This window comes from Streptomyces rectiverticillatus, assembly GCF_013394065.1.
Classification (GTDB): Bacteria; Actinomycetota; Actinomycetes; order Streptomycetales; family Streptomycetaceae; genus Streptomyces; species Streptomyces rectiverticillatus.
The window spans coordinates 578,365-604,649 of record NZ_CP040752.1 but is presented as its reverse complement, the minus strand read 5'-3'; the positions used below and the strand labels follow the sequence as shown (position 1 = coordinate 604,649).

Here is a 26,285-nt window from a genome sequence, read left to right as displayed (position 1 = left end):
CGTCGGCCACCCCCACCCCCTCCTCACGAATCGAGCCGAACCCCCGTGGCACGACTGCTGCCCCTCCTCGTCATAGCCCTCGGCATCTTCTTCTGGTACAGGTCCCGCAAGAGCGCCGCCGGCCGGCCCGGGCGCTCCGGCGGCGCCGCTCGCTCCGCACCGGGCCTGTCCAAGGAGGCCGCCGCGCTCGGGTTCCTCCCGCAGGACCGGCAGGACGCCGAGCGGCTGATGCGCGATCCGCAGATCGACGGCGCACAGGAAGCGGCGGAGCGCGGCGCATGGGAGCCCGCCGCCCGGGCCCTGGCCGACGCCGGCCGGGACTGGGAGCGCCGCACGGCGCTCGTCATCGCCCTGGCGCACGTGGCGGCCGAAGAGGACGCCTGGCTGACGGCCTGGGAGGCCGCGTGCCCCGGCGACCCCGGCGCCGCCGCCGTCCGCGCCCGCTCCACCGTCTTCCTCGCGGGGAAGCTCAGGGGCAGCAGCTACGCGAAGGAGACCACGGCCGAGCAGTTCGAGGCCTTCCACCGCGTCCTGCTCCGGGCCCGCGAGGACATCGCCCGGGCCGTGGAGCTCGACGCCGAGGACCCCTCCCCGCACGTCTCCGACCTCTGGGCCGGCCTCGGCCTCGGCTACCCGCACGCCTACGTCGACGAGCTCTGGACGGAGATCACCACCCGGGCGCCGTTCCACTTCGAGGCGCACTACGGCGCCCTCCAGTACTGGTGCGCGAAGTGGCACGGCTCGGCGGAGCTCGCCCGCGACTTCGCGGACAAGGCCGCCTCCGGCGCCCCCGCCGGCACCCTGCTGCCCGCCCTGCGGCTGATCGCCTTCTTCGAGCACCTGGACCGGCCGCTCAACGCCAAGCACTACCGCACCCCCGAAGTCACGGCCATGATCGGCGCCGTGCTCGCCGACCTCCCGGCCGTCCGGCCCGACCACCCGCGCCTCGCGGAGGTCCGCCACCTGCTCGCCTTCTTCCTGGTGCAGCAGAAGCGCCACGCGGAAGCCCTCGAACAATTCCGTGCGGTCGACGGGTGCGTCGGCGCGCTGCCCTGGCACTACTTCGGCGACCCCGCGAAGTTGTACTGCGATTACCGGGAACGAGCCGTTCAGGGCGCCCGGTAGGCACACGCCGTTCAACCGGGGCGCATCTCCTGCGGCCCCGGCACAACCGAAATAAAGAAGCAGAGCCCAATCCGTTTCCGGCCTTGCGCAGCGTGAACTCCTCGCTGCCCTCGGCCACTTGACGGATTGGGCTCAGTTGTCTTGCCGCCGCCCGGTTTACTGGGGAACGCTCGGAACCAGCCGGTCGGGCGCTGGAGCGCACCGCGACGGATCTGGAGGAGAAATGACGACAGCGCCGTACGGGCGGGAAGAACTCCCCTTCGGCCAGGACGGAATCGTGCCGGCCGTTCTCAAGCCGGGTGACGGCGTGCAGCGGCTCTGGGGGAAAGGTTCCCTGGTCACCGTGAAGCTCACGGCCGAACAGACCCGGGGCGCCATGGGAATGACGCACTTCGCGGCGAAGCTCGGCGAGCGCTCCCCGAGCCACATCCACACACTCGAGGACGAGATCTTCATGATCGGGAGCGGTGGTGTGCGCGCCACGGTGGGCGACCGCACCGAACTCCTCGAAGGCGGCAGCGTGCTCTTCCTGCCGCGCGGAATTCCGCATTCGTATCTGGTGGAGAGCGAGACGGCCGACCTTTACGTGCTCACCTGCCCCGGCGGATTCGAGCGCTTCTTCCTGGAGGGCGGATACCCCGTGCACATGGGAGCCGACGCACCGGTCGGCGACCGCTGGTCCGTCGAGCGCACCCACGAGGTCGCGGAGAGGCTCGGCCTCGGCATCACCTGGGGCACCTGACCGGCGCAACCACTCGGAACGCACAGAGAGAACCATGGGCATGCTGAACAGACGAACCATGCTGACCGGCACCGCCGCCGCCGTGGCGGGCGCCGCCGTGACACAGACGGGCCTCGCGCCCACCCGGGCCGCCGCAGCGGGCACCGGCGCCGGGGCGGAGGCCGGCGCGGGTGCACCTCCGGCGGTCACCGTCCTGCCGGACGACCCGCGCTACGCCGACCTGGTCGTCGGCAACAACACCCGGTGGGTGGGCCGCCCCGAGTCCGTGCGCATCGTCCACACCACCGAACAGGTCGTCCGGACCGTCCAGGAGGCGGTCCGCGCCGGCAAGCGCCTGTCCATACGCGGCGGCGGCCACTGCTACGCGGACTTCGTCTACAACCCCGACGTGCGCATCGTCATCGACATGACCACGATGGACCAGGTCACCTATGACGAGCAGCGCAAGGCCTTCTGCATCGAGGCCGGGGCCACGCTGCTGCACGTCTACGAATCGCTCTACAAGGGCTGGGGGGTGGCCCTCCCCGGCGGCATGTGCTATTCCGTGGGCGTCGGGGGTCACATCAGCGGCGGTGGCTACGGAATGCTCTCGCGCAAGCAGGGCCTCACCATCGATCACCTCTATGCCGTCGAGGTCGTCGTCGTGGACGCCGACGGCACCGCGCGGGCCGTGGTGGCGACCCGCGAGGCCGACGACCCCCACCGCGACCTGTGGTGGGCGCACACCGGCGCGGGCGGCGGCAACTTCGGCGTGATCACCCGCTACTGGTTCCGCTCCCCGGGCGCGACCGGCAGCGAGCCCGCCAAGCAGCTGATGCACCCGCCGAAGGACGTCTTCGTCAGCGCCATTTCCCTGCCGTGGAGCAAGCTCGACAAGGCGCGCTTCACCACGCTGGTGAAGAACTTCGGGACCTGGCACGAGAAGAACGCCGGCCCCGACTCGCCCTACGCGTCGCTGTGCAGCTTCCTGATGATCAATCACAAGGCGAACACCAGCATCGGGCTGCTCACCCAGATGGACGCCGGGGTCCCCGACGCCGAGAAGCTCATCACCGCCTACGTCGCCTCCATCACCTCCGCCCTCGGCATCAAGCCCGAGCCGCTGACCTCCGCCGTCGGCGAGCAGGGCCCGATGCCCGACTTCTTCACCCCCCAGCGGGTGCCCTGGCTGGCCTCCGTCCGCTTCCTGGGCACCAACAACCCCACGCTCACCAACCCCACCCTGCGCGGCATCCACAAGTCCGCGTACCTGCGCAAGGGCTTCAACGACGCCCAGATCGCGTCGATGTACAAGCACCTGACCCGCACCGACCTGCAGAACCCCAACTCCATGGTGGTCCTGCTCTCCTACGGCGGAAAGATCAACACCGTGCGCTCCGGCGACACGGCCTCCGCCCAGCGCGACTCCATCTTCAAGGGCCTCTTCCAGAGCTTCTGGCCCGACAAGAAGCAGGATCCTCAGAACCTGGCCTGGACCCGGGAGATCTACACCGAGGTCTTCGCCTCCACCGGCGGCTACCCGGTCCCCGGACCGGCCGCCGACGGCTGCTACATCAACTACCCCGACAGCGACATCGCCGACCCGCAGCAGAACAAGTCGGGCGTGCCCTGGTACACGCTCTACTACAAGGACAACTACCCGCGCCTGCAGCGGGTGAAGGCGGCCTACGACCCGCGCAACGTCTTCCGGCACTCGCAGTCGATCGCCCTGCCCAAGTCCTGACCCCGTCCGAGCCCCGGTCCGGCCGGCGGAACACCCGGCCGGCCCGGGGAACCCCAGTTGGAGGAGAACCAGATGACCGCACAGTTCGAAGGCAAGGTCGCCCTCGTCACCGGGGCGGGCTCCGGCATAGGCCGGGCCAGTGCCCTGGCCTTCGCACGCCAGGGCGCCACCGTCGTCGCCGTCGACGTCGCGCTGGAACCCGCCGTGGAGACCGTACGGCTCATCGAGGAGGAGGGCGGCAAGGCCAGCGCCGTCGCCGCCGACGTCACCAGCGCCCAGGACGTCGAGGCGATGGTCGCCACGGCGGTGTCCCGCCACGGCGGCCTGCACATCGCGCACAACAACGCCGGGCTCTTCGCCCGGCCGACGCCCCTGGCCGACACCGACCTCGCCTCCTGGCACCGGCTCCTGGGCGTCAACCTCACCGGCGTGATGCTGTCGATGAAGTACGAGATCGCGCACATGCGCGAGCACGGCGGCGGTGTGATCGTCAACGCCTCGTCCAACATCGGCTTCCACGGCCGCCGCCCCGGCATGGCCGCCTACGTCGCCTCCAAGGCGGGCGTCAGCGCGCTGACGCGCGTGGCCGCGCTGGACCACATCAAGGACGGCATCCGCATCAACGCCGTCAGCCCCGGCGCCTCCAACACCTCCATGTCCTTCCGCCCCGGCGAGAGCGAGGCCGACCGCAACGCGCGGGTGGCCGGGACGGTGCCGATCGGGCGCGTGGCCGAGACGGAGGAGATCGTCGCCGCGGTGCAGTGGCTCGCCTCGGACGCGGCGAGCTTCGTGGTCGGCCACGACCTGGTGGCCGACGGCGGCATGACCGCCTGACCCGCCCTCCCCGGGGCGCGGGGTGCCCACCCCGCGCCCCGGGCACTGCCCGTCTCACCACTTCGGGCCGCCCGGCAGCGCGGTGCTGCCGGGAACATTGCCGGGCAGGCTGCGGCGGGCCTCGCCGAGGAGCTCCTCGGTGATCTCGTACGTCGCGGAGGCGTACAGCCCCCGAGCGCGCCGGGCCGGGTCGGGGTGCGGATTGCGGTACAGCTGCACCGACAGATCGCGCAGCCGCAGCATGGTCGGGACGGCGGCCTGGATCACTGCCGGATCCCGGGTGAACGCCGCCTCCAGCACCCACAGCAGCCGGGCGTAGGTCGCGTTGAAGCGCTCGGCGGCGCGCCGGATCGCGCTGCCCGGCGGGTAGTGGGCGACCTTGGCTTCGGGGTCGATGGGGTAGGCGTCCTCCCAGCTGACGTCGAGGGCCGGGCCGGTGGGCCCGGAGGCCGGGGTGTCGTGCGGGCCGTAGCTGCGCCGCCGGCGGATCTCGTCGAACCGGAAGTAGTGCGCGGGCTCGCGGGCCTCGCCGAAGAGCCGGTCGTCGGTGTCGTAGATGGTGCGGCTCACGCCCTCGCCCTGCTCGGTGATCACGCGCAGGGCCTTGAGGGCGGAGGCCAGCCCGGTGACGGGGAAGACCTCGCCGCCGGAGTTGTAGAAGTCCTCCGGGCCCACCTGGCGCCGGGGATCGCCCCGGAACAGCCCGGCCTCGCCCAGCTCCTCCGCCAGGCGGACCAGACCCGTGCGGATGGTCCTGTAGAACTGGCCGATCGACGTCCAGCCGGTGGCGCCGGCCACGGAGGGGTGGCCGGGCGGCTCCGCCACGTACTCCGGCCGCTCGATGTACAGGAAGGTGTCCAGCGCGGCGGTCCCGAAGTGGCGCAGGGCGACGGGGACCTTGTCCCGGCTGTAGGGGAGCAGGGCCGGATAGCCGGTGACGAACCGGGAGTGGGCGACCAGGGGCCTGCCGCCGACGGCGTTGAGGAGGTTGGCGACCAGCGTCATGTGCAGCATCTCTTCGAGCACGACGGCCCGGATCGCGTAGAAGGCGGTCCGGTTGGTGCCGGGGCGCAGGGTGTACATCGCCGTCAGATAGGGCGGGATGGTGAGGTGCTCCAGCGTCAGCGCGGCCTGCAGGAAGACGTGCAGGTCGGCGCGGTCGCGTGGGACCCGGAACGGTGGCTCCTCGACCCGGGACGGCTCGGCCGAGAGGCCGGCGAGGCCCGCGGAGGGGGGAAGGGTGCTCATGCCCGGCCCTCCTTCCGTCCGTCCCGGGCGGGCGCGGCGGAGGGCGGGCCCACGGCGGCGGGCCGGTGAGAGGCCGTCAGGTCGCGGTGGATGCGCTCGCTGCTGCGCAGGGCGAGGGCGGCCATGGTCAGCGAGGGGTTGGACGTGCCCATCGAGGGCATGCTGCCGCACCCCACGGCGTAGAGGTTGGGGTGGTCCCAGCAGCGCTGCCACGCATCGACCACGGAGGTGCCGCGGGAGGTGCCCATGATGTGCGTACCACCGCCGTGCCCGGCGCCGTTGAAGGTGAAGCCGCGGCCCTCGAAGCGGAAGAAGCCGGGGGAGAGGGGGCCGGGCGCGTACGCGGTGCGGTCCTCGGCTCCCAGAAGGCGGAAGATCTCCCCGGAGACGGTCCTCGCCGCGGCCATGCCGCGCTTGACCCGGTCGGAGAGGTCGTAGGTGATGACCGGGCGCGGATTGCCGAGCCGGTCGCGGTGGCGCGGGTCGACGGTGACCCGGTTGCGCTCCTCGGCCTCCTGCTCCATCAGGAACTGCACGGAGACCTGCCGGCCGATCTCCTCGCCCAGCGCGGCGCGCAGCCGGGCCCCGAAGACGCCCTTGCCGCGCGGCTGCGCGGAGTCGGCTCCGATGCCCAGCAGCCGGGCCACGTCACTGGCCGGGGAGCCCGTGGGCCAGCCCCATCCCCAGTTGCTGATCTCGATGCGGAAGGGCGCCCGCTCGCGCCGGGCGGGGCCGGTGCGGAAGCTCTCCAGACCCGAGGTGGACGCGGGCCCGCGGAATGGTCCGACCGGGTGGCCCGCCAGGCCCCAGCCGAGGAGGACCGGGTGGTCCATCAGGTTCCGCCCGACCTGGTCGCTGTGGCCGGCGAGCCGGGAGACGAGGAGCAGCCTGGCGTTCTCGACGGCGTGCGCGGCCAGGACGACGACGTCCGCCTCGGCCGTACGGGTGGTGGCGACGGGGACGGCCGGGTCCTCGTACTCCTGGTACTCGACGCCGAGGGCGCGGCCGTTGCCGTCGGCCAGGACGCGGCTGACGACGGCGTGGGTGAGGAGGCGGACCCGCCGGCGGTCCCACACGGCCTGGGTCTTGAGCGGGGTGTACTTGGCCTGCACCGGGCAGATCGGCACGCAGGAGGCGTTGCCCACGCAGCGCTCCCCGTAGTTGGGCAGGCCCGCCGCGCCGGCCGGGCGGTAGCCCCGGCCGCCGTCGTAGCGCCGGTCGGGGGTGCTGTTGCGGGCGTGGGGGGTGCCGACGACGCGCAGGGTGGTGCGCGGGGCACCGGGGGCCTCCCGGACCGTGGCCCCGTCGAGGCGGGCGGCGAAGACGTCGTCGACGTAGCTCCGGGGGATCTCGTGCATCGGATAGACATAGCCGCCGGGGAAGGGGAGGCCGATCGCAGCGGCCTGCTCCGCGGCGTTACCCGCGACGCCGAGGGCCCGTTCGGCCGCGCGGTAGTGGGGCTCCAGATCGTCGTAGCCGAGGGGCCAGTCGCGGCCGTAGCCGTAGGTCCGGCGGGTCCTGAAGTCCTCGGGGTGCATGCGCGGGGTCAGCCCGAGCCAGTGCAGGACGGTGCCGCCGCGGGCGCGCAGGTAGTCGGTGGCGTAGGGCAGGGGGCCCTGCTGGACGAAATAGCCGTGGGCGCGGTAGCCGCCGGAGGGGAGGCCGGTGAGGTCGAGGACGTCGGGGGAGGGGGCTGCGGCGTTGGGCCGGTAGGGGGAGTTGGGCACCTTTGCCAGGGCGCCGTAAAAGGTGTCGACGGCGTCGAGGTGGCCGGGCCAGGAGTCCAGGGTGCCGGTGCCGGCCTCCAGGACGAGGACGCGCCAGCCCTTGTCCCCCAGCTCCTTGGCGACGAGCGAGCCGGACAGGCCCGCGCCGACCACGATGACGTCGTACCGCCCGCGGCCGTGGCGCGGCGCCGGGCTCATGCGCCGCCTCCGCGCGGGCCGGGCACGCCGGCGAAGCGGTCACCCGCCCGGGCGACCGGCGGGGCGCCGGGCGGCGGATCGGCCCAGGTGCCGAAGCCGGGCGGCTTGGCCCCGGCGGGGTGCCCGTGGAACGTGCGCCACACCAGGCCCTCCGTATGGGCCTCGGGGGAGACGGTGAACGCGGTGTTGGCCCGCTCCCGGCCGAGGGCGGCGTGGACGGAACCGGCGAGCTGCGGCCACACGCCCAGATACCACGTGTGGGCGAGGGCGCGGGCGATGTCGCGCGAGGTCTCGTCGGCGATGGCGTCGGGGTCGCCGCCAGCGGCGGCGAGGGCGTCGAGGAAGCGGCTGAGGGCCGGCTCCCCGACCTGCTCGCGCGCGGTCTCGTGGTACAGCTCGGCCATGCCGGTGCCGTGGAGCTCGAAGGCGTCGAAGCCGGTCAGGGCGGCCGAGGCGGTGAGGAAGTCGTCGAGGGAACGTGCGGACGTGCTCGTCTTCGGTGTCATCCGTGACCACCCATCCGTGGGACCTGACGCATGTCTATCGGAGACTCCACGGTGAGTGAAGAGGAAACAAACCCCCTTCACTCGTATGAGTGTTCGGCAGGACGGGTGCCGGACGGGATGCCGGAGGTGGCGGCGGGACGGCCCCCGCGCTCGGGGTGCGGGGGCCGTGGGACCGCGGAGGGGAGGGGTGCTCCGGGTCCGCTCAGGTGCCGGGCTTGCGGCCGTAGACGAAGACGTCGTCCCCGTTGCCCAGCATGGACCAGTACGTCTTGGCGTCGGCGGTGCGCATGTTCACGCAGCCGTGCGAGCCGGGCGGCGACCAGACACTGCCGTCGATGGCGTGGAAGGCCTGCCCGCCGTCGAAGAACTGCGCGTAGGGCATCCGCACCTTGTAGATCGTCGACCAGTGGTCGGCCGAGCGCCAGTAGATCTTCTTGGCTCCGGTCCGCGTCTCGTAGCCGTCACGCCCGGTGCGTACCGGCACCGGGCCGAACTTGAGGGCCTTGCCGTCCTGTATCCAGCTGATCTGGCGGCTGAGGTCGACGCAGGCTATCCGGCCCTTGTCCACCGGGCACTTCCCGGCGGCGTTGGGATCCCGGCGCGTGATCTCCTCCTGCATCACCCCCCAGGTGATCGGTCCCGCGAAGCCGATGTCCGGGGTGATGCGGTGAGCGGTCTGGAAGTCCTGGATCGCCTTGCAGTCGGCGGGCGACTGCCGGCCGTCGACCGGTCTGCCCAGGAACTTCTCGGCCTCCTTCTGATAGGGCCCGGTTCTCGTCGTGCAGGAGGGGGCCGCCTCGGCGGATCCGCCCATCGCGAGCGTCAGCGGCGCCGCCAGCCCGAGGGCGCCCAGCAGCACCCCGAGCCGGCGTGCCGCTACCGGCCGCGCCGTCTTCCTTCTGCTAAGTGTTCCCATATGACGTAAGACTGATAGCACCGGCCGGTGGTTGCAGCCGGGACCGAGGGGGCCGAGGGGTCGCAGAGGGCCCGCGGAGGGCCCGCCGCCGTCCCGGACGGCGGTCCCTCGAACGGAGCAGCGGGCGCTAGGAGATGGCGGCGCCCGTGGGGATCGCGTTCAGGGCCACGGGAGAAATGCTGACGATCTTGTTCCAGTCGAAGTAGTACTTGTCCATCGCGGCCGGGCTGGTGATCCACCGCTTGATGCCGTTGCTCACCAGATACACCGCGGGACCGTCGGGGGATTTCGCGAGAATGGCGCCGTCGGACAGCTGGCCGCCGTCGTCGATGCTCGCGATGTCGACGACGGTCTGAATTCCGTTCCAGTTCCGGAACAGGTTGTTGTACGTCGCCGGGTTGGGGATCCAGCGCCGTTGGCCGTCGAGGACCAGATAGACGGCGGGGCTGTTCACCCCTTTCAGCCGGGCACCGTTGAGTTCGGGGTGCCGGCCGCGGAGCTGCGCGCCGCCGGAATCGCGCGCTACGGCGCTTTCGACTGCCGTTTCTGACGTGGCGTCGGTGGCGGCCTGGGCCGCGGGCGCCGCGGCGAGGCCGGAAACGGAGGCGGCCACGAGGGCCAGGGCAGCGAACCACGAGCGTCTGGACATATTTCCTCCAACCGTGAACGGAAGTGGGGGAAGAGCTCAACTCGCCGGGAATACCGTGCCTTTCGCCTGCCGGCCAACCCTTACGGCGCCGTGCCCGCTTGTCAATGTCCGCTCGAATATCGGTGCGGACGGCCAGCGATTCTCCGCCACCGGTGCGCCTCGGCCCCATCCGCCCGCGATCGGCAGAAGATGGAAAGGGCATTCCGGATCCACCCCCCAGGAATACCCGATTCCGCGGTGCGGCACGAAAGGAGCGACGGCGTGCGCAGTTTTCCCGCCCTCCTCTTCGCCCTGCTCGCCGCGGTCAGCAACGCCCTGGCGATCGTCCTGCAGCGCCGGGCCGCGCGGACCGTCCCCCTCGCCCCGGGCCTGCGGCTCTCCCTCTTCGCCCAACTGCTGCGGCGCAAGGCCTGGCTCGGTGGAATGGCCGCTGTCATGGCCGCCGCCTGCCTCCAGGCCCTCGCGCTCTCGCAGGGCGCCATGGCCGTCGTCCAGCCCGTCTTCGTCCTGGAGCTGCCGTTCGCCCTTCTCCTGGGCGGTCTCCTGCTGGGCCGCAAGGTCACCCGCCCGGTGTGGAGCGGAGCCGTCTGCATCGCCGCCGGGCTGGGACTGGCCCTCGCAGCCGCAGCACCCTCGCCCGGCACCGGACGGCCGCCGGCGGACCGCTGGGTGATCGCCGTCGTCTGCTGCCTCACCGTCATCGCGGCGCTGGCCGCGACGGCGCTGCGCCACCCCGAAGGAGGCCTGCGGGCCCTGTGCTTCGCCGCCGCGGCCGCCGTGGGCTACGCCCTCACCGCCGCCCTGATGAAGGACGCCACGCACGCCTGGCAGGACGGCGGCGTCACCGCCTTCTTCCTCTCCTGGCAGACGTACGGATTCGCCGTGGTGGGCGTGATGGCGCTGTTCCTGCTGGAGAACGCCATGCAGTCCGGCCCCCTGACGGCCTCGCAGCCCGCCCTCACCCTCGGCGACGCCCTGGTGAGCCTCGCGCTGGGCATCACCCTGTACGAGGAGCGCGTCCGCAGCGGCTGGTGGATCCTGCCCGAAGCGCTCGGAGCGGCCCTGGTGCTGTACGGGGCGGTCACGCTCTCCCGCGTCGCCCTCGCCCGGGACCTGGTGGCGCCGGACCGCCCGGGGGAGCCCGCACGGTCCTGACGGCCGAGGGCGCTCCGCGGCCCGGGCGTGGTGCGGGGGTCACCCGGACAGCGCAGGCCCCGGCGTTTGCGCCGTCCGGGTGACCCGGCCGCCCGCCGGGCCGCCGCTCAGCGGTTGCGCGGCGTGAGCTCCGCCATCGCGGACCAGCCGTTGCCGGGGGCCTCGGTGCTGATGATCTGCGGCGTGGTGGCGATGGCCGTCGCCATCGTCTCCATGGCGGTCTTGAAGTGCACGGAGTTCACGTGCGCTTCGCCCGCCTCACGGGAGGCGAAGCCTTCCACCAGGACGAACTGGTTCGGGTTGTCGACGCTCCTGGACCACTCGAAGAAGAGGTTGCCCGGCTCGTCACGGGTGGCCCGGGTGAAGTCGCCGACGAGCTCGAGCCACTTGTCGGTGTACTCGGGGCGGACGGGCATCTTGACGACGATGAAGATCATGGAGGCTCCTGCTCGTATTGCGGGCGTCGTGCCGGAGGCACCGGCACCGGGCCGGTCACGCCGACGGCGGCGGGCCGGAGCGCCCGCGCCGGTGCCCACGGTGGCGGAGTCAGGGGCACCCGGCGAAACGGGGACGACGGTGATTCCGGCCCTCCCGGAAAATTGCACCCCGGCGACGCCGGAACGGCCAGTCGGACAGGGGCGAGCCCCCTGCCCGGCCGGCCGTTCCGCCGTGCGGATCACGAGCCCGTACGGCAGGGTGTGCTACGCGGCGGCGGGACGGTCCACGGGTGCCGGAAGGGTCTGCGCGTCCGTCGGCCGGGTCTGCGCGGGGGCGCCGAGCTGCACCGCGCCCTCCGGGACGGGCACGGAGGCGAAGATCGCGTCCTGCTGCTCCTGGAGCTCGCGGGCCCTCTCCGGGGAGGTGCTGGGCAGCCGCTGCTCCTCGTACAGCTTGTGCGTCGCCTCCTGGGCCCACTTGCTCGACGGGGTGTGGAACTGCACCTCGAAGACGTGCCCGGAGCGCGGGTCGCGCCAGGCCGAGTTGATGCCCTTGTAGCCCTGCTTCCGGCCCCAGGTGTTGGACCACTTGACGCTGTCGTTGCCCCAGAGGGCCAGGGCGGAGGAGGCGATGGCCACGCCCCGGCTGTAGCTGCCGTCCGGCCACTGGAGGGTGTAGCGGACGGAGTCGCTGATCTTGGACAGGGCGGCGTCCGCGGTCTGCCCGGGCGCCTCCTTCATGGCGGAGGCGACCTTGCGCTTGAGCGAGTCCGGCGACTTCAGCCGGTGGTCGAAGCCGATCAGGTTCGCGTGGCTGATGCGGGCCACGGCCTGCATCTCGGGGCTGACCGTCCGCTCCGCGGACCGGGCACGGGCGAGGAACCGGTCGACCTTCTTGTTGTCCGCGGCGTTGAGGGAGAGGCCGTCACCCCGCCACCCGCCCTCGTCGCCGGGCGGCAGCTCCGCCTTGGCCGTCTTGCCGGCGTAGGCCTGGTGCGATCCCGCGCGGCCGTCGGCCAGGGCACTGGGCACGGACCCGACGCTCAGTGCGGCGGCCAGCGCCGCTGCGGCCGCGAGTCGGTGGGCGATGCGGTTGTTGGTCATCCGTGTGATTCGTCCTTCGGCACGTGAGGTGTCATCCGGGACTCATACAACCGGCGCGGCGCCGCACCGGTCACTGGACCCGCCGCTGTGCGGGCCGCTTTTGGCCGGATGGAGCGGTTGCGGGGCGGAAAGCGGCACGGCGCCGGTGAGCAGCCGGTGAGAGCAGCCGGTGAGCAGGGGGGATCGTCCGATGCGGCCGGTCGGTTCATATGCCTGTCGTACGGCCGTATGGGCTGGGCGGGTGATCGGGGGGTGTGTTGGGCGCAATCGTCAGATGATCGCTCCGGTGCGTTGTTACGTTTTGCTGACTAATAACCCCTTTGGTGGTGGTTCCGGCGGCGGGGGAGCGGGTGGTGGTTGTGGTGGTGGGTGGAGTGCGGGTGTCGGGGCGCGGTGTGGTCGCCGACGAGGGTGCCGGTGGCGCGAGCGCCGTGCCGGGGCCCGCGGGGGAACGGGGCGTCGTGTCTCCTCCCGTGGGCCCGGGTCCGGGTGGCACCTACGACTACGACGGGTTCAGCCGGCTGGCGGGAGTGATGGAGGAGCCGCCGCCGCTGGGGACGTACCGGGTGGGGCTCCGGCGGCTCCCGGGCCGGGAGGGGGCGGTGAGCGTATGGGTGGGACTGCTGGTGGCGCTGGCGCCGCTGATGGCGGCAGGGGTGTTGGTGTGGTTGATGTGGCCGGGGCACTGGGTGGTGCGGGGCGGATGGCTGGGGGTGGGGGACGGGGTGATGCTGGCGTCGATGGGGCTGGTCGAGGTGTTCCGCGTGGTGAACGTGGTCTCGGTGGCCCACGCCTCCTGCGCGGCCCGCGATCCGGTGCCGGTGCGGGCGCAGCCGGGTGCCCGGGTGGCCTTCTGCACGACGTTCGTGCCGGGCAAGGAACCCCTCGCCATGGTGTCGGCGACGCTGGAGGGGGCGGTACGGGTCTGCTACGACGGCCTGGTCGACGTGTGGCTGCTGGACGAGGGCGACGACCCGGGGGCGCGGGCGCTGTGCGCGCGCCTGGGAGTGCGTCACTTCTCCCGGAAGGGCGTGGCGCGCTACAACCGGCCGTCGGGGAAGTTCCGGGCCCGGACGAAGCACGGCAACTACAACGCGTGGCTGGATGCGCACGGCGACGGATACGACTTCGTGGCGTGCGTGGACACGGACCACGTGCCGCTGCCGAACTTCCTGGAGCGGATGCTGGGGTACTTCCGTGACCCGGACGTGGCGTTCGTGGTGGGGCCGCAGGTGTACGGGAACTATTCGGCCCGGGTGACGAAGGCGGCGGAGAGCCAGCAGTTCCTCTTCCACGCGCTGGTGCAGCGGGCGGGGAACCGGTACGGGTCGCCCATGTTCGTGGGGACGTCCAACTGCCTGCGGGTGAGCGTGCTGCAGCAGATCGGCGGCTTCTACGACTCGATCACGGAGGACATGGCCACGGGCCTGGAGATCCACCGGCGCAAGAACCCGGTGACGGGCCGCCGCTGGCGCTCGGTCTACACCCCCGACGTCCTGGCCGTGGGGGAGGGCCCGTCGTCGTGGACGGACTTCTTCTCGCAGCAACTGCGCTGGTCGCGGGGCACGTTCGAGACCCTCCTGCGGCAGTTCGGGCGCGCCGTGTGGTCCCTGTCCCCGGGCCGCCTGTGGAACTACTGCCTGCTGATCGCCTACTACCCGATGGCCGCCATGACCTGGGTCCTCGGCGGAGTCTCCTGCGTCCTCTTCCTCGGCCTCGGAGCCTCGGGGATCAACGTGCCCTCGCAGGTGTGGCTGATGCTCTACGGCGATGCGGCCGTGCTGCAGATCTGCCTGTACGTCATCAACCGCCGCCACAACGTCAGCCCGCACGAGCCGGAAGGCTCCTCGGGCGTGGCGGGGATGGTGATGTCGGCGATGTCGGCGCCGTTGTACGCGCGGGCGCTGACGCAGGCGCTGCTGCGGCGCCGGTCGGGGTTCGTGGTGACGCCGAAGGGCGCGTCGGTGTCCGGGGACTGCGCGGCCACGTTCCGCACGCACCTGTGGTGGGCGGGCGTGTTCGGGGCGTGCCTGATGGCGTCGGTCGTGCTGGGGCACACGTCGGCGGCCATGCGGGTGTGGGCCTGCCTGGCGCTGCTGACGGCGCTGGGCCCGGTGGGGATGTGGCTGGCGGGCCGTGCCCGGGGGCGCTGGCCGAGCGGGCGCGACACCGGCGGTGGCGGACCGACCATCTCCCGGCCCCGCGCCCAGCACAGCACCGTCTGACCCGGGCCTGCCGGGCGCCTCCTCCCGGGAGGCGCCCGGCAGGCAGGACCGAAGGAGGCAGGACCATGGCCACCGGCACCGCGCCCGGCCCCGTGCGCGTACTCGTGCTCGGCGCGTCGCTGCGCAGCGATTCGCTCAACGCCCGGCTGGCCGCACTCGTGGCCCGTCTGGTCCGGGACGAGGCCGGGGCGGAGACCGACCACGCCCATATGGACGAGTTCGCGATGCCGCTCTACAACGGCGACGCCGAGATCGCCGAGGGCCTGCCGCCCGGAGCGCTCGCGCTGCGCGACCGCCTGACCGCGTGCGACGCCCTGGTGATCTCCTCGCCGGAGTACAACGCCTCGCTGCCCGGCGGGCTGAAGAACGCCATCGACTGGGTCTCCCGCGTCCGCCCCCAGCCGTTCAAGGACAAGCAGGCCCTGCTGGTCTCGGCGTCGCCGTCCATGGTCGGCGGGAACCGCGGGCTGTGGGCGCTGCGGGTTCCGCTCGAACACCTGGGGGCGCGCGTCTACCCCGACATGTTCAGCCTCGCCAAGGCGCACGAGGGCTTCACCGCCGACGGTGACCTCGCCGAGAGCGGGCTCCACGAGCGGCTGGTGGAATCGGTGACGTCGTTCCTGCGGCTGGTCGAGGCGGACACGCGCTACGTCTGCCTGCGCCGGCGCTGGTACGAGTTCCTCGGCGACTGCACGGACGCACCGGTCACCCAGCGCGCCCAGGACTGACGGCCGGGGTTCAGCAGCCCGCCGCGTCGGCGAGCTCCGCCACCGCGAGCGCGCAGCCCCACGACACCGTGACGCCCGCGCCGCCGTGCCCGTAGTTGTGAATCAGCCTCGCACCGTTCGGCAGCCGGTCGGTTTCCAGCCGCGCGGGGGAGCGGGCCGGACGCAGCCCGACCCGGTGGGCGAGGACGCGCGCCCCGGCCAGACGCGGATGCGCACGGGCGCAGCGGCTGACGATCGACCGCGCCGTGCCGGGCGAGGGGGTGCGGTCCCAGACGTGCTCCCGCGCGGTGCCGCCGAGGACGACCCCGTACGGCTGCGGGAGGACGTAGAGGATCTCGCCCGTGTCGTGGTCCTCCGCGGCCAGCCACTCGTCCACGCCGGGGTTCTCCACGACGACGACCTGACCCTGCACGGGGTGCACCAGCGGGTCGGGCACCAGGTCGCGGGCGCCGAGGCCGGTGCAGTTCACGACGAGCGGTGCCGCCCGCCCCGCTTCGGTCAGGTCCGGCACGTCCCGGCCGGTGACGGTGCCGCCCGCGGCCGTGAGCCGGCGCTGGAGATAGCCGAGATATGCCGTCATGTCCACCAAGGGGGTGCGGGCCCGGAGGCCGTGGCCGTAACCCGGGGGCAGCTCGCCGGGCCCGGCCGGCCGGAGACCGGGGACGCCGGCCGTCCAGGGCCCCTGCTCTTCCGGTGCCGTGCTCGCATGGGTGCCGTCGACCAGCCGGACCCCCGTCTCCCCGGGCCGCGCGGCGAGGGCGGACAGCGCCCGGAAGGACTCCAGCGACCAGGCGGCGACCGCCTCCTCGGGCTCGATCCGGTACGGCCACCAGAGGCCGCCGGCCACCGCGGACGTGGTGTCCGCGGCCCGCTCACGGCTCCACACCCCGACCCGGCGCCCGGCCTCCGCCAGCACCACGGCGGCGGTCAGCCCGATGACCCCCGCCCCCACGACGATCGCATCGCCTGCCATGCCCACACCGTACCCCCGTGTCCGGAACCTCTTTCCCCGGTTATCGGTGCTGTTGACTTCTCCGCCGCCCTGTGGAATTGATTCCCCACCCGGATCCGGCCTTTCGCCATTCCCCGGATTCCTCAGTTTCCTCTCGGCCCCCGTCCTCAGTCCCCTGTCCCCAGTCACAGGAGCGCCATGTCCAGACCTAGAGTTCTCTTCGTCTGCAGCGCGGCAATAGCGGCGTTATGCGGACCGGTGCTGCCCGCGCATGCGGCGGCCCCCGGGATCACCGTGCCGCCCGATAAAATCGTGATCGAGGTGGCCACGGTCAATGGTTCCGGGTGTCCCGCCGGCTCCGCCGCCGTGGGCGTCTCCCTCGACAACACGGCCTTCACCGTCACCTACAGCAAGTACCTCGCCCAGGTGGGCCTGGGCGCTAAGCCGACGGACTTCCGCAAGAACTGTCAGCTGAATCTGATCGTCCATGTGCCGCACGGATTCACCTATGCCGTCGCCAGTGTCGACTACCGCGGATATGCCCAGCTCGAACCCGGCGCCACGGGTGAGCAGAAAGCCTCGTACTACTTCCAGGGGCAGTCGCAGACCACGGCCAAGTCCCATCAGTTCAAGGGCGCGCTCGACGACAACTGGCAGGCGACCGACACCAACGAAATCGCACAGTACGTGTGGGCGCCGTGCGGGGAACGGCGCAACTTCAACATCAACACCGAACTGACGGTCAACGCCGGCACCTCCGACCCCACGAAGACCACCAGTTTCATGGCCATGGACTCCACGGACACCGCCATCAACACCCTCTACCGCCTCGCCTGGAAGGAGTGCCCGCCGAAGCGGTAGCCGCCCCCGGGGTTGTGGGAACCGCACAGGTACCCCTCGCCGGGACTGGCGCCGGCCCCGCTGTCCGTAAACGCGTGGGACGGACGAGGATGAACGGGTGCTCGATACCCTCGATCCGGCGGACCCCGACTTCGCACGCGACCCGTACCCCTACTACGCACGGCTGCGCACGACGGGCCCCGCGGCGCGGGTGGCGCTGGCCAACGGCACGGAGGCCTGGCTGGTCACCGGCTACCGGCAGGCCCGGGAAGTCCTCGCCGACCCGCGCTTTTCGAACGTCCCCCCGCACGCCGCGGGACGCCCCAAACCCGACTCGCCGGCACAGCGCGCCCGCGGCTGCCTCGCCCGCCACATGCTCAACACCGACGCACCCGACCACACCCGGCTGCGCCGGCTGACCACGGCCGCGTTCACCCCGCGCCGGGTCGACGCCCTGCGCCCCCGCATCGAGCAGCTCACGGCGGAGCTGGTGGCGGACGTGGCCGCGGGGCTGGCCCGCGAGGGCACCGCCGACCTCGTCGACGCCTTCGCCTTCCCCCTGCCGGTCCTCGTCATCGGCGAGGTGCTCGGCGTGCCCGCCGCGGACCGGGCGGACCTGCGCACCTGGACGTACCGGGTCGGATCGCCCGCCGACGCCCTGCCCGCGGGAGCCGTCGACGAGGCCTGGACGTCCCTCCACGCCTACTTCACGGCCCTCATCGCGCACAAGCGCCGGATACCCGGGGACGACCTCTTCAGCGCCCTGATCCACGATACGGGCGAGGGCGGCCTGGACGACGGCGAACTGCTGGCGATGGCGTTCCTGCTGCTCTTCGCCGGCTACGAGACGACCATGAACCTGCTGGCGTCCGCCTCGCTCCTGCTGCTCACCCATCCCCGGGAGCTGGCCGCGGCCCGGCAGGGCGGCCCCGGGGGCTGGGCCGCCGTGGCCGAGGAGGCCCTGCGGCACGCGAGCCCGCTGGAGGGGACGACGTGGCGGCGCACGACCGAGGAGGTCGACCTGGGCGAGGGCGTGGTCCTGCCGGCCGATGCCTCGGTCCTCGTGGTCCTCGCCGCCGCCAACCGCGATCCGGCGGTCTTTGCCGAACCGGACGCGTTCCGGCCCGCCCGCTACGCCGCAGCCGGTGAAGGGGGAGGCGGCAGGACCGGCGACAGGACCGGCGACTGGACCGGGGAAAGGGCCGCGCCCCACGCCGCCTTCGGCCACGGCCCGCACTTCTGCCTCGGCTCGCGGCTGGCCCGGCTGGAAGCGGAGATCGCGCTTCCGATGCTCTTCGGTGAGGGCTCCCGGATGCCGGAGCTCTCCCTCGCGACCGACCCCGCGCTCCTTCCCTACCGCCCCGGCCTCCTCGTCCGCGGCCCGCGGCACCTTCCCGTCCGCGCGACGCCGCCCGGCCGCACGCGAAACGGCTGATTCCACCCCCGGGTTGACCTGCTCCGACCGTCTGCCGTCCCACCGTCCGGGGTGGCGGGAGGGACGTTCTTCCCCTGCCCGTGCCCATGGGCTCTACAGTGGCCTGTGCCTTTGTGTGCTGCCAGGGAGGAAGTGCGTAGTGGTCGACACGGCCCGGGGTTGTGTGCTGTTACTGGACGGTACGCCTGACCGGCGACGAGGTGTCCTGCCGAATCCGACCGCACATGCCATTGCGGGCGCCAACCCCCGCCGCTTCCTCGCCGCGGACGCCGTCGACGTCGTACAACTGCCCGCCGTGGAGGGGCCGCAGAGCGCCCTGGCCTATCTGCAGCACGCCGCGGCCGTGCCCGGCCCGCTCCTGGTCTGGGTGACCGGACGGCTGATGATCCCGGCCCGCCGCGGCGGCGAGCTCCACCTGGCCCTGCCCGGCAGCACCCCGGCCACCGTCCGCTACACCGGCCTGCCCTGGGCCTGGCTGCTGCGCACCCTGCAGGCCCACGCGGGCCCGGTGCTGGTGCTGGCCGACCTGGAGGCCGACCCGGCCGCCAGGCCGCACGTGGAGAGCGGCGCGCATTCCGGGGAACTCTCGCAAGGCGTCCCGCTGTTCGGCGTCGTCCACCCCGCCCCGCCGGTCGCCGCGCGCGAAGCGGGCCCGTACACGCGGGCGCTCCTCGAAGCGCTGCAGACCGGCGACCACCGGGCCGGCGCCGTGCTCGACGCGTCCGCCCTGCACCAACGGGCCCTGCTCGGCGCGGGCCTGGGCGCGGAGACGCTGCCCCTGCAGTGGGGCGTGCCGGGACCGGTCCTGGCCAACGTCGCCGCGGCCGCCCGCCCACGCACCCGGCCCCGGCCCGCGGCGGCACCTGCCCCCGCCCCCCGGCCGCACCCTGCGCCGGTGCAGCAGCCCGAGGCGCACGCGGTGCCCGTAGCGCCCGCCCCCGCCGAAGAGCAGGCCCCGCCCCGGGACGACCTGCTGCCGGTCATCCTCGCCGCCGCCCACGCCGGGCGGCACAACGAGGCCGCGGCCATGGCCGCCGCGGGCGAGCAGCAGACCCTGCGCCGCCACGGCCCGGACAGTCCCGAGGCGGGTCTGTGGGTCGAGGTCCGCGCGGACCTCGCGCGCATGGCGGGTGACCATGCGCGGGCCGCCGAGCTGTGGATGACGGCCGCAGGCGTACGCCTGGGCCGCAGCGGACCGGCCGACGAGGAGGTGGTGGCCGCGGTGAAGCGGGCGCACTACTGCTGGCAGCACAGCGGCGACGGGGCGGTCCGCCTCGCCCCCGCCCTGCTCGCGCTGTGGGAGCGGATTCCCGGGGGCGAGGGCGCGGCCGAGCACATCCGCGCACGCCTGCAGGAAGCGGAGGAGCCCTGGCCCGGGGTGGCACGCTGACGCCCCGTCGGGAGCTCACCCCGGGAGCTTGTAGAGCCGCCGCGCCGTCTCCGATCCGATCAGCCCCGTGATCCGGGGCACTTCGGCTGCGGGCCATGCGCCCTCACCGGCCCACGTCTGCGTCAACCGCTCCAGCGCCCGGGTGAACAGGCGGGTGCCGACGACGTACAGCTCCGGCAGCCCGTAGGCGTCGGTGGAGAACATCACCTTCCCGAACGGGGCGAGCTCCAGAACCTCGGCGAGGACGGCCGTGGCCCGCGCCCCGGTGTAGGAGAGGGTCAGCCCGACGTCGGCGTAGACGTGCGGGAACACCTGGGCCAGATAGGCCGCGTTGCGGTGGTACGGGTAGGCGTGCAGCAGGACCAGCGGGCAGCCCGTCGGCCGCACCGCCTTGATGAAGCCGGTGAGGAGCGCCGGGTCGCTGCGGTGGAGGCTCAGGTCGGGGTCGCCGAAGCCGGTGTGGATCTGCAGGGGCAGCGCGGTCGCGGCCGCCGTCCACAGCAGGTGACGCAGGAGCACGGGGTCGTGGAGGCGGCCGCCGGGCTCCCGCGCGGCCAGCCAGCCGTCCGTGGCGGCCCGCAGCTCCCCGGGGCCCGGCGGTGCCGGGTCGAAGTCGAGCCCGTGGCGGTAGGCGGCCACCGACTTGAAGCCCACGGCGGTGCGGGCCGCCGCGTGCACCGCTTCCTGCAGGCAGTCGAGGAACTCCCGGCCGGTGCCCGCCTTGTCCGCCGTGTGCTCGGCGAGGGTCTCCAGCCGCACGATCTCGTGGGCGCGCCCTCCGCCTGCGCGGGCGAGCTCGTGGTGGGTGGTGAGGTCGTCGGCCAGGCCGGTGTCGACGACGTAGTCGGTGATTCCGGTGGCGCCGAGCAGCCGCCGGTTCACCTCGTCCGCGCCCAGCTCGGCGCGCCGGGCCAGGTAGCCGGCGGGCGGGCAGTGGGCCGGGAGACCGAGGAGCGGCGGGCACCAGCGGCGCACGGCGAAGCCCAGCTGGCTGTCGAAGAACGTGGTGCCGTCGGCGGCCGGTGCGTCGGACTCCGTCAGGTACGCCGTGAAGCGGGACGCGCTGAGCGGGCCCCGGGCCACGCCGTGGCAGTGGTGGTCCACCAGCCCGCCGCCGGGGGGCTGCTCGGCGGGCGGTGCGGTCGCTGTCCGGTTCGCCATGGCTGCCGCCTTCTTCACGACGTCGGGTCAGTAGCGGTGCCGGAGGTCCGCGACGACGGCTTCCGGGGTGTGGTGCTGCAGGCGCGCGTGCTCGCCTTCGCGGACGGCGAGGAAGGCCTCGTAGAGGGGTTCTCCGAGGGCCTCGCGCAGGAGGGCCGAGCCGCGGAAGTGCTCGAGCGCCTCCGGCAGGCCGGCCGGCAGACGGGGAACCCGGGCGTGCGTGACCGCCGGATCGCCGCTGACGGGGGCCGGCAGGGTGCACTGCCGGTCGATGCCGTCGAGTCCGGCGGCGATGACCGCGCCGGCCACCAGGTACGGGTTGGCCGTCGCGTCGATGCACTTGATCTCGGCGTTGGCGCCCTGGAGGTCCTGCGCCGGGCCGGGAATGAAGCGGAGGGCGGCCTCCCGGTTCTCGGGCCCCCAGCACTGGAAGACCCCCGCCCACATGGACGGTACGAGCCGCAGGTAGCCGGCGGGGTGCGGGGTGGTGACGGCCAGCAGCTCGGGAAGCGCGCGCAGGACGCCGGCGAGGAACGCCTCGCCGGTCCGCGTCATCCCGAACGGGCCGTCGCCGCCGCGGCACAGATTGGCGCCGTCCTTCCAGAGGCTGAGGTGGAGGTGCGCGCCGTTGCCCACGGACCCGTACTCGACCACGGGGGCGAACGTGGCGTGCAGGCCGTGGTGCGCGGACACGGCGCGGATCGTCTCCCGTACGAGCACCGCGTCGTCCGCGGCGGCCACCGGGCCGGACGGGGCGGTGGAGACCTCGAACTGGCCGGGGGAGTACTCCGGGTGGATCTGCAGCACGACGATGTCCTGGGCGGCCAGGGCCTGCAGGACGTCGCGCACGTAGCCGGAGAGCCCGGTGATCCGGGTCATGCCGTAGGCCGGGCCGGGGCCGGCGTAGCGCCGGGCGGGGCCGGGAGGCGTCCGGTCCGGCCCCGGCGCCTGCGGCCCGTCCCCCTCGCCGTCCGCTCCCGTCGCGTGGGTGACGACCCATTCGGTCTCGTAGCCCATGCGCAGTTCGAGGCCGGAGCGCGCGGCCCGCTCGGCCATGCGCCGCGCGAAGCCGCGCTGGCAGGCCGCGTAGGGGGTGCCGTCCTGTTCGAAGCGGTCGGCCGGGGCCCAGGCCCAGCCCGGCTGGGCGGCGAGGACGGTCAGCCGGTCGAGGTCGGGGAAGAGACGCAGGTCCCCGTCGGGCCCACCGATGCGGGCGCTGGTGACGGCGGAGTCGTCGCTGAGGAACACGTCGAAGACGGGGGACATGCCGACGCCCCACTGCGCCGCGTGGGCGAGCCGGGCGGTGGGGACGGCCTTGGCGCGCGCGATGCCCGCGTTGTCGACCCAGGTCAGTGCGACGCCGTGAACGTCCTTGGCCGTCAGGCGCGCCGCCTCCTGGCGCGCTGCCGAGGCCGCGGCCTCGTGCGGTGGTGTCTCCACGCTCGCTCCCGGGTGCCGGTGCCGTGCCCTCGACCGCCTTGTGCGGGCCATTACACCGTACGGTGGCGGGCCCGGCGGGCAAAGGACGCCCCGGCCGGGGCTACCAGCGGTACCAGCGCCCCCCGCCGGAGCGGACGAGGAAGCCGAGCAGCCGGAGCACGATGACGACGATCGCGATCCACCAGAGGACCTCGACGCCGTGATCGGGTGTTTGGGTCCGCCGGGACGCGGTATCCGCAGGACGAGGCTCTTCATGACTGATAAGGCAGACATACCCGACGAGACCGGCACGGGCCCGGAAGCGGGAACACGGCCGGACCTCACCGCAGCCCAGGTACTCCGCGCGGCCCGCGAGCAGTTCGCCGAACTGACCGGGCTGCAGCCCGAAGGCGTCTCCCGGTTCGAGCGGACCGAGGACGGCTGGACGCTGGAGGCCGAGGCGGTCGAGGTCGCCCGGATCCCCGAGACGATGAGCGTCATGGCGCTCTACGAGCTCACCCTCGGCCCCGACGGCCTGCTCACCGGCTACCGCCGCGTCCGGCGCTACGAGCGCGGCAGGTCCGACGCCCGCTGAGCTTTCTGCTGCGGGCGAGCCGCGCAGCACCAGCCCCCGGGCGGAGCACGAGCCCCCGGGCCGTACGGACCGCCGTGCGCCGGTCGCGCCGTGACGAGAGAACAAGACGAGAGGAAACCGCCCGAGATGAGCGTTGTCCCTGCGCAACCGGGCACCGGCTCCGCCGCCGGTGGCGGCACCAGCGGTCTGTACGACGTGATCGAACTGGTGCTGGACCGCGGGCTGGTCATCGACGCGTTCGTACGCGTCTCGCTGGTCGGCATCGAGATCCTGAAGATCGACGTACGCGTCGTCGTCGCCAGTGTCGACACCTACCTGCGCTTCGCGGAGGCCTGCAACCGCCTCGACCTGGAATCCGGGCCCCACAAGAGCGCCGGCCTGCCCGAACTCGTCGGCGAGGTGACCGAGAGCGGCGCCCACGGCAAGACCAAGGGCGCCCTGTCCGGCGCCGCGCAGACCGTCTCCGACGCCCTGCACCAGGTGCGCGACCGCGGCGAGGAGACGAGCCGCAGCCGCCGTTCCACCTCCCGCAAGAAGGAGGACACCGAGTGACCACCTACGTCTACGGCATCGCGCGCGCCGCCGGCACCGACCTGCCCGACGGCCTCACCGGCATCGGGGACCCGCCACGCCCCGTACGGGTGGTGAGCCGGGACGGCCTGGCCGCGGTCGTCAGCGACTGCCCCGAGCAGCTGCGCCCCAAGCGCCGCGACCTGCTGGCCCACCAGGAGGTGCTGGCGGCGGCCGGCCGCCGCACCCCCGTGCTGCCGATGCGCTTCGGCAGCGTCTCCGACAGCGACGACAAGGTGGCCGAGGTGCTGTCCGAGCACTCCGGCCGCTACGAGGAACAGCTCGACCGGCTCGCCGGCCGTGTGGAGTACAACGTCAAGGCCGTGCACCGGGAGGACGCCGCCCTGCACCTCGTTCTCGCGGGGAACGCCGAGCTGCGGGCCCTGGCCGAGGCCAACAAGGCCGCCGGCGGAGGCTCCTACGAACAGCGGCTGCGCTTCGGCGAGATGGTCGCGAACAGCATGCGCGAACGCGAGGTCCTGGACGCCGGGCTGGTGCGCGACGCGCTGGTGCCCCTGGCCGAGGAGCACCGGGACGGCCCCGAGAGCGCGGGCTGGTTCCTGAACGTGTCCTTCCTCGTGGAGGAGTCCGCCGCCCGGCGGCTGCTGGCGGAGGCCGGGCGGCTCGGCGAGCGCCACCCGCAGCTGGACATCAAGGTCAGCGGTCCGCTCCCGCCGTACAGCTTCGCGACGTGATCACCTTCGTGAGCTGGGTGCTGCGCCGGGTCGTCGCCGAGGCCGAGCGCCTCCACCACGACCCGGCGGCCGTCCGGCGCGAACTCGAGGTGCTCGAGGAGCAGCTGGTGAGCGGCGCCATCGACGAGGAGGAGTTCGACCGGCGCGAGGACGCCCTGCTGGACCGCATGGAAGCGGTCCGGCAGCAGCCCGGAGGAGGTGCGGCATGACCGGCCGGTCCGAGACCTCGCTCTCCGGCGGCGGCAGCTCGGCGAACCTCGCCGACATCCTGGAGCGCGTGCTCGACAAGGGCATCGTCATCGCCGGCGACATCCGTGTCGACCTCCTCGACATCGAGCTCCTCACCATCAAGCTGCGCCTGGTCGTCGCCTCCGTCGACAAGGCCAGGGAGATGGGCATCGACTGGTGGGAGAGCGATCCCTCCCTGTCCTCGGGGGCGCGCCGGCGCGCCATGGATGCGGAGAACGCACGGCTGCGGTCCCGTATCGCCGAACTCGAAGCACACGACGGGCGCGAAGCACACGACGGGCTCGAAGAGCTCGAAGGACCCGAAAGGAGGAGTTCCGGTGAACCGTGACCGTATGGAACTGCTGTACGCCTATGCCGTCCTGCGGGACACCGGTGGCGCCGGGAGCCGGCTGGAGACGGTCACCGGTGTGGCCGGCGAGCCGGTGCGCGCGGTGCGGGAGGGCGACCTCGTGGTCCTGGTGGGGCCCGTCCCCGCGGCCGAGTTCGACGAGGAGGGGCTGCGCGAGCGGCTGGAGGACCTCGCCTGGCTGGAGCACGTCGCGCGCGGCCACCAGCGGGTGGTCGACGCGGCGTCGGCCGGTGCCCCGTGCGTCCTGCCGCTGCGGCTCGCGACCGTCTACCGCGACGAGGCAGGCGTGCGCCGCATGCTGACGTCCCGGCACGCCGCGTTCGGTGCCGCCCTCGACCGGCTGGAGGGCCGCGCCGAGTGGGGGGTCAAGATCCACACGGTGGCGGAGGGCGCCGCCGGGCCGCCGCCGGCCGCCCCGCCCCCGGGCCCGCCTTCCCGGGCCCGCCCACGAGCGCCGCGCGCCGCCACGTCCGGCCGCGACTACCTCCGCCGGCGCGCTGCGGAACGGCAGGCGCGCGAGGAGGAGTGGCGGCACGTGGACGAGGCCGCGCGCGGCATTCACGCCGCCCTCGCCACCCTCGCGGAGGAGACCCGGCTCTACCCTCCGCAGAACCCCCGCCTCACCGGGCACCCGGGCCGCAACGTCCTCAACGCCGCCTACCTCGTGCCCCGCGAGCGCGGCCCCGCCTTCACCGCCGCCGTCGCCGGGCTGGCCGGCCGTGCGCCCCGGGACGGGCTGCGCGTGGAGCTGACCGGGCCGTGGGCGCCGTACTCGTTCGTGACCGGCGAGCCCTCGCGGGAACCCGCCCACGACGCGGGCACACCGTGACCGGCGGCGGCAGCGGCCCCCTCGCCGAGCGGCGCCTGTCGCTGCTCGACCTCCTCGACCGGCTGCTCGCGGGCGGCGTCGTGCTGGCCGGGGACCTCACCCTGAGCATCGCCGACGTCGACCTCGTCCGCGTCGACCTGCGCGCCCTCATCAGCTCGGTCGAAGGGGAGGAGCCCCCATGACGACGCGCCGCCGCCTGGAGCTCGACGAGGAGGCCGTCGAACGCGACCTCGTCACGATCGTGCTGACCGTGGTGGAACTCCTGCGCCGGCTGATGGAGGCGCAGGCGCTGCGCCGGGTGGAGCTGGGCGGGCTGAGCGAGGAGCAGGAGGAGCGCCTCGGCCTCACGCTGATGCTGCTGGAGCGGCGCATGCGGGAGCTGTGCGCGCACTACGGTCTGGAGCTGCGCGACCTGAACCTCGACCTCGGCCCGCTGGGCTCCCTGCTGCCGCGCGAGTGAGCCGGCGCCCCACCCGTCCGAATG

28 protein-coding genes are annotated in these 26,285 nt (G+C 73.1%); 18 read left to right on the top strand and 10 right to left on the bottom strand.

Annotation, left to right across the window (positions count from 1 at the left end):
• Positions 1-45 precede the first annotated feature (45 nt).
• The 4 genes from FGW37_RS02455 (at position 46) to FGW37_RS02440 (ending at position 4,424) form a co-directional block, all read left to right on the top strand.
• Positions 46-1,125 (top strand): hypothetical protein, encoded by a 1,080-nt coding sequence (locus FGW37_RS02455; protein WP_179079533.1) that lies wholly within the window; start codon positions 46-48, stop codon positions 1,123-1,125.
• Positions 1,126-1,348: 223 nt separating this feature from the next.
• On the top strand, positions 1,349-1,867 hold the full coding sequence (locus tag FGW37_RS02450; protein WP_246430223.1) for a cupin domain-containing protein: 519 nt from the start codon (positions 1,349-1,351) through the stop codon (positions 1,865-1,867).
• 34 nt (positions 1,868-1,901) lie between these two features.
• The gene (locus FGW37_RS02445) at positions 1,902-3,590 is read left to right on the top strand and encodes an FAD-binding oxidoreductase (RefSeq protein WP_179079532.1); all 1,689 of its coding nucleotides are present in this window, start codon (positions 1,902-1,904) and stop codon (positions 3,588-3,590) included.
• A gap of 72 nt (positions 3,591-3,662) precedes the next feature.
• Positions 3,663-4,424 carry an SDR family NAD(P)-dependent oxidoreductase gene (locus tag FGW37_RS02440; protein ID WP_179079531.1) on the top strand — a complete coding sequence of 254 codons (762 nt, stop codon included), beginning with the start codon at positions 3,663-3,665 and terminating at the stop codon, positions 4,422-4,424.
• A 54-nt stretch (positions 4,425-4,478) separates the two neighbouring features.
• On the opposite strand, the gene FGW37_RS02435 is transcribed toward FGW37_RS02440, so the two are convergent.
• From FGW37_RS02435 to FGW37_RS02415, 5 genes are all read right to left on the bottom strand, one after another.
• The gene (locus FGW37_RS02435) at positions 4,479-5,672 is read right to left on the bottom strand and encodes a ferritin-like domain-containing protein (RefSeq protein WP_179079530.1); all 1,194 of its coding nucleotides are present in this window, start codon (positions 5,670-5,672) and stop codon (positions 4,479-4,481) included.
• Positions 5,669-7,597: a GMC family oxidoreductase gene (locus FGW37_RS02430; RefSeq protein WP_179079529.1), complete on the bottom strand. Its 1,929-nt coding sequence runs from the start codon at positions 7,595-7,597 to the stop codon at positions 5,669-5,671. Before FGW37_RS02430 ends, FGW37_RS02435 begins: the two co-directional genes overlap by 4 nt.
• Positions 7,594-8,103, bottom strand: a complete 510-nt coding sequence (locus FGW37_RS02425; RefSeq protein ID WP_179079528.1) for a hypothetical protein — start codon at positions 8,101-8,103, stop codon at positions 7,594-7,596. The genes FGW37_RS02430 and FGW37_RS02425 overlap by 4 nt, the downstream gene beginning before the upstream one ends.
• A gap of 202 nt (positions 8,104-8,305) precedes the next feature.
• On the bottom strand, positions 8,306-9,019 hold the full coding sequence (locus FGW37_RS02420) for a L,D-transpeptidase family protein (protein WP_179079527.1): 714 nt from the start codon (positions 9,017-9,019) through the stop codon (positions 8,306-8,308).
• 127 nt (positions 9,020-9,146) lie between these two features.
• Entirely contained in the window at positions 9,147-9,668 is a 522-nt protein-coding gene (locus FGW37_RS02415) for a hypothetical protein (RefSeq protein WP_179079526.1), read from the bottom strand.
• A gap of 261 nt (positions 9,669-9,929) precedes the next feature.
• On the opposite strand from FGW37_RS02415, the gene FGW37_RS02410 reads away from it, so the two are divergent.
• On the top strand, positions 9,930-10,823 hold the full coding sequence (locus tag FGW37_RS02410) for a DMT family transporter (protein ID WP_179079525.1): 894 nt from the start codon (positions 9,930-9,932) through the stop codon (positions 10,821-10,823).
• A 107-nt stretch (positions 10,824-10,930) separates the two neighbouring features.
• On the opposite strand, the gene FGW37_RS02405 is transcribed toward FGW37_RS02410, so the two are convergent.
• Complete coding sequence (locus FGW37_RS02405) at positions 10,931-11,260, bottom strand: putative quinol monooxygenase (protein WP_179079524.1); 330 nt, start codon at positions 11,258-11,260, stop codon at positions 10,931-10,933.
• Positions 11,261-11,524: 264 nt separating this feature from the next.
• Positions 11,525-12,364, bottom strand: a complete 840-nt coding sequence (locus tag FGW37_RS02400) for an ATP nucleotide 3'-pyrophosphokinase (RefSeq protein WP_179079523.1) — start codon at positions 12,362-12,364, stop codon at positions 11,525-11,527.
• Positions 12,365-12,897: 533 nt separating this feature from the next.
• On the opposite strand from FGW37_RS02400, the gene FGW37_RS02395 reads away from it, so the two are divergent.
• A complete protein-coding gene (locus FGW37_RS02395) occupies positions 12,898-14,589 on the top strand; it encodes a glycosyltransferase family 2 protein (RefSeq protein WP_179084459.1) in 1,692 nt (563 codons plus the stop codon).
• A 65-nt stretch (positions 14,590-14,654) separates the two neighbouring features.
• The gene (locus FGW37_RS02390; RefSeq protein WP_179079522.1) at positions 14,655-15,317 is read left to right on the top strand and encodes an NADPH-dependent FMN reductase; all 663 of its coding nucleotides are present in this window, start codon (positions 14,655-14,657) and stop codon (positions 15,315-15,317) included.
• A gap of 10 nt (positions 15,318-15,327) precedes the next feature.
• Here the strand turns inward: FGW37_RS02390 and FGW37_RS02385 are convergent, their stop codons facing one another.
• On the bottom strand, positions 15,328-16,290 hold the full coding sequence (locus FGW37_RS02385) for an FAD-dependent oxidoreductase (RefSeq protein WP_179079521.1): 963 nt from the start codon (positions 16,288-16,290) through the stop codon (positions 15,328-15,330).
• A gap of 177 nt (positions 16,291-16,467) precedes the next feature.
• Between FGW37_RS02385 and FGW37_RS02380 the strand changes: the two genes are divergently transcribed.
• From FGW37_RS02380 to FGW37_RS02370, 3 genes are all read left to right on the top strand, one after another.
• Positions 16,468-17,130 carry a DUF4360 domain-containing protein gene (locus FGW37_RS02380; protein ID WP_179079520.1) on the top strand — a complete coding sequence of 221 codons (663 nt, stop codon included), beginning with the start codon at positions 16,468-16,470 and terminating at the stop codon, positions 17,128-17,130.
• A gap of 97 nt (positions 17,131-17,227) precedes the next feature.
• Positions 17,228-18,544, top strand: coding sequence for a cytochrome P450 (locus FGW37_RS02375; RefSeq protein ID WP_179079519.1), 1,317 nt, complete (start codon positions 17,228-17,230; stop codon positions 18,542-18,544).
• Between the two features lie 139 nt (positions 18,545-18,683).
• Positions 18,684-19,934 (top strand): hypothetical protein, encoded by a 1,251-nt coding sequence (locus tag FGW37_RS02370; RefSeq protein WP_179079518.1) that lies wholly within the window; start codon positions 18,684-18,686, stop codon positions 19,932-19,934.
• Between the two features lie 15 nt (positions 19,935-19,949).
• On the opposite strand, the gene FGW37_RS02365 is transcribed toward FGW37_RS02370, so the two are convergent.
• Together FGW37_RS02365 and FGW37_RS02360 are read right to left on the bottom strand one after the other, a co-directional pair.
• Positions 19,950-21,095, bottom strand: coding sequence for an amidohydrolase family protein (locus tag FGW37_RS02365; protein ID WP_179079517.1), 1,146 nt, complete (start codon positions 21,093-21,095; stop codon positions 19,950-19,952).
• A gap of 27 nt (positions 21,096-21,122) precedes the next feature.
• Entirely contained in the window at positions 21,123-22,535 is a 1,413-nt protein-coding gene (locus tag FGW37_RS02360; RefSeq protein WP_246430222.1) for a type I glutamate--ammonia ligase, read from the bottom strand.
• Between the two features lie 253 nt (positions 22,536-22,788).
• Between FGW37_RS02360 and gvpO the strand changes: the two genes are divergently transcribed.
• The 8 genes from gvpO to FGW37_RS02320 all read left to right on the top strand — a co-directional run bounded on the left by gvpO (position 22,789) and on the right by FGW37_RS02320 (position 26,261).
• Positions 22,789-23,109, top strand: coding sequence for a gas vesicle protein GvpO (gene gvpO / locus FGW37_RS02355; RefSeq protein WP_168091853.1), 321 nt, complete (start codon positions 22,789-22,791; stop codon positions 23,107-23,109).
• 126 nt (positions 23,110-23,235) lie between these two features.
• Positions 23,236-23,661 carry a gas vesicle structural protein GvpA gene (locus FGW37_RS02350; RefSeq protein ID WP_179079515.1) on the top strand — a complete coding sequence of 142 codons (426 nt, stop codon included), beginning with the start codon at positions 23,236-23,238 and terminating at the stop codon, positions 23,659-23,661.
• On the top strand, positions 23,658-24,374 hold the full coding sequence (locus FGW37_RS02345; RefSeq protein WP_179079514.1) for a GvpL/GvpF family gas vesicle protein: 717 nt from the start codon (positions 23,658-23,660) through the stop codon (positions 24,372-24,374). Before FGW37_RS02350 ends, FGW37_RS02345 begins: the two co-directional genes overlap by 4 nt.
• Entirely contained in the window at positions 24,371-24,583 is a 213-nt protein-coding gene (locus tag FGW37_RS02340; protein ID WP_382035795.1) for a gas vesicle protein GvpG, read from the top strand. Before FGW37_RS02345 ends, FGW37_RS02340 begins: the two co-directional genes overlap by 4 nt.
• The gene (locus tag FGW37_RS02335; protein WP_179079513.1) at positions 24,580-24,951 is read left to right on the top strand and encodes a gas vesicle protein; all 372 of its coding nucleotides are present in this window, start codon (positions 24,580-24,582) and stop codon (positions 24,949-24,951) included. The genes FGW37_RS02340 and FGW37_RS02335 overlap by 4 nt, the downstream gene beginning before the upstream one ends.
• Positions 24,941-25,801 (top strand): GvpL/GvpF family gas vesicle protein, encoded by an 861-nt coding sequence (locus FGW37_RS02330; RefSeq protein WP_246430221.1) that lies wholly within the window; start codon positions 24,941-24,943, stop codon positions 25,799-25,801. Before FGW37_RS02335 ends, FGW37_RS02330 begins: the two co-directional genes overlap by 11 nt.
• Positions 25,798-25,983, top strand: a complete 186-nt coding sequence (gvpJ, locus tag FGW37_RS02325; protein WP_179079512.1) for a gas vesicle protein GvpJ — start codon at positions 25,798-25,800, stop codon at positions 25,981-25,983. Before FGW37_RS02330 ends, gvpJ begins: the two co-directional genes overlap by 4 nt.
• Positions 25,980-26,261 carry a gas vesicle protein K gene (locus FGW37_RS02320; protein ID WP_179079511.1) on the top strand — a complete coding sequence of 94 codons (282 nt, stop codon included), beginning with the start codon at positions 25,980-25,982 and terminating at the stop codon, positions 26,259-26,261. The genes gvpJ and FGW37_RS02320 overlap by 4 nt, the downstream gene beginning before the upstream one ends.
• Positions 26,262-26,285: the final 24 nt, after the last annotated feature.

What these genes read in the sequence shown, in the direction of transcription:
- FGW37_RS02390 (WP_179079522.1), top strand. Translation starts at nt 14,655, where the DNA reads ATGGCCACCGGCACCGCGCCCGGCCCCGTGCGCGTACTCGTGCTCGGC.
- FGW37_RS02435 (WP_179079530.1), bottom strand. Translation starts at nt 5,672, where the DNA reads ATGAGCACCCTTCCCCCCTCCGCGGGCCTCGCCGGCCTCTCGGCCGAG.
- FGW37_RS02430 (WP_179079529.1), bottom strand. Translation starts at nt 7,597, where the DNA reads ATGAGCCCGGCGCCGCGCCACGGCCGCGGGCGGTACGACGTCATCGTG.
- FGW37_RS02405 (WP_179079524.1), bottom strand. Translation starts at nt 11,260, where the DNA reads ATGATCTTCATCGTCGTCAAGATGCCCGTCCGCCCCGAGTACACCGAC.
- FGW37_RS02400 (WP_179079523.1), bottom strand. Translation starts at nt 12,364, where the DNA reads ATGACCAACAACCGCATCGCCCACCGACTCGCGGCCGCAGCGGCGCTG.
- FGW37_RS02380 (WP_179079520.1), top strand. Translation starts at nt 16,468, where the DNA reads ATGTCCAGACCTAGAGTTCTCTTCGTCTGCAGCGCGGCAATAGCGGCG.
- FGW37_RS02385 (WP_179079521.1), bottom strand. Translation starts at nt 16,290, where the DNA reads ATGGCAGGCGATGCGATCGTCGTGGGGGCGGGGGTCATCGGGCTGACC.
- FGW37_RS02450 (WP_246430223.1), top strand. Translation starts at nt 1,349, where the DNA reads ATGACGACAGCGCCGTACGGGCGGGAAGAACTCCCCTTCGGCCAGGAC.
- FGW37_RS02335 (WP_179079513.1), top strand. Translation starts at nt 24,580, where the DNA reads ATGACCGGCCGGTCCGAGACCTCGCTCTCCGGCGGCGGCAGCTCGGCG.
- FGW37_RS02365 (WP_179079517.1), bottom strand. Translation starts at nt 21,095, where the DNA reads ATGGCGAACCGGACAGCGACCGCACCGCCCGCCGAGCAGCCCCCCGGC.
- FGW37_RS02425 (WP_179079528.1), bottom strand. Translation starts at nt 8,103, where the DNA reads ATGACACCGAAGACGAGCACGTCCGCACGTTCCCTCGACGACTTCCTC.
- FGW37_RS02350 (WP_179079515.1), top strand. Translation starts at nt 23,236, where the DNA reads ATGAGCGTTGTCCCTGCGCAACCGGGCACCGGCTCCGCCGCCGGTGGC.
- FGW37_RS02420 (WP_179079527.1), bottom strand. Translation starts at nt 9,019, where the DNA reads ATGGGAACACTTAGCAGAAGGAAGACGGCGCGGCCGGTAGCGGCACGC.
- gvpO (WP_168091853.1), top strand. Translation starts at nt 22,789, where the DNA reads ATGACTGATAAGGCAGACATACCCGACGAGACCGGCACGGGCCCGGAA.
- FGW37_RS02445 (WP_179079532.1), top strand. Translation starts at nt 1,902, where the DNA reads ATGGGCATGCTGAACAGACGAACCATGCTGACCGGCACCGCCGCCGCC.
- FGW37_RS02320 (WP_179079511.1), top strand. Translation starts at nt 25,980, where the DNA reads ATGACGACGCGCCGCCGCCTGGAGCTCGACGAGGAGGCCGTCGAACGC.
- FGW37_RS02415 (WP_179079526.1), bottom strand. Translation starts at nt 9,668, where the DNA reads ATGTCCAGACGCTCGTGGTTCGCTGCCCTGGCCCTCGTGGCCGCCTCC.
- FGW37_RS02440 (WP_179079531.1), top strand. Translation starts at nt 3,663, where the DNA reads ATGACCGCACAGTTCGAAGGCAAGGTCGCCCTCGTCACCGGGGCGGGC.
- FGW37_RS02395 (WP_179084459.1), top strand. Translation starts at nt 12,898, where the DNA reads ATGGAGGAGCCGCCGCCGCTGGGGACGTACCGGGTGGGGCTCCGGCGG.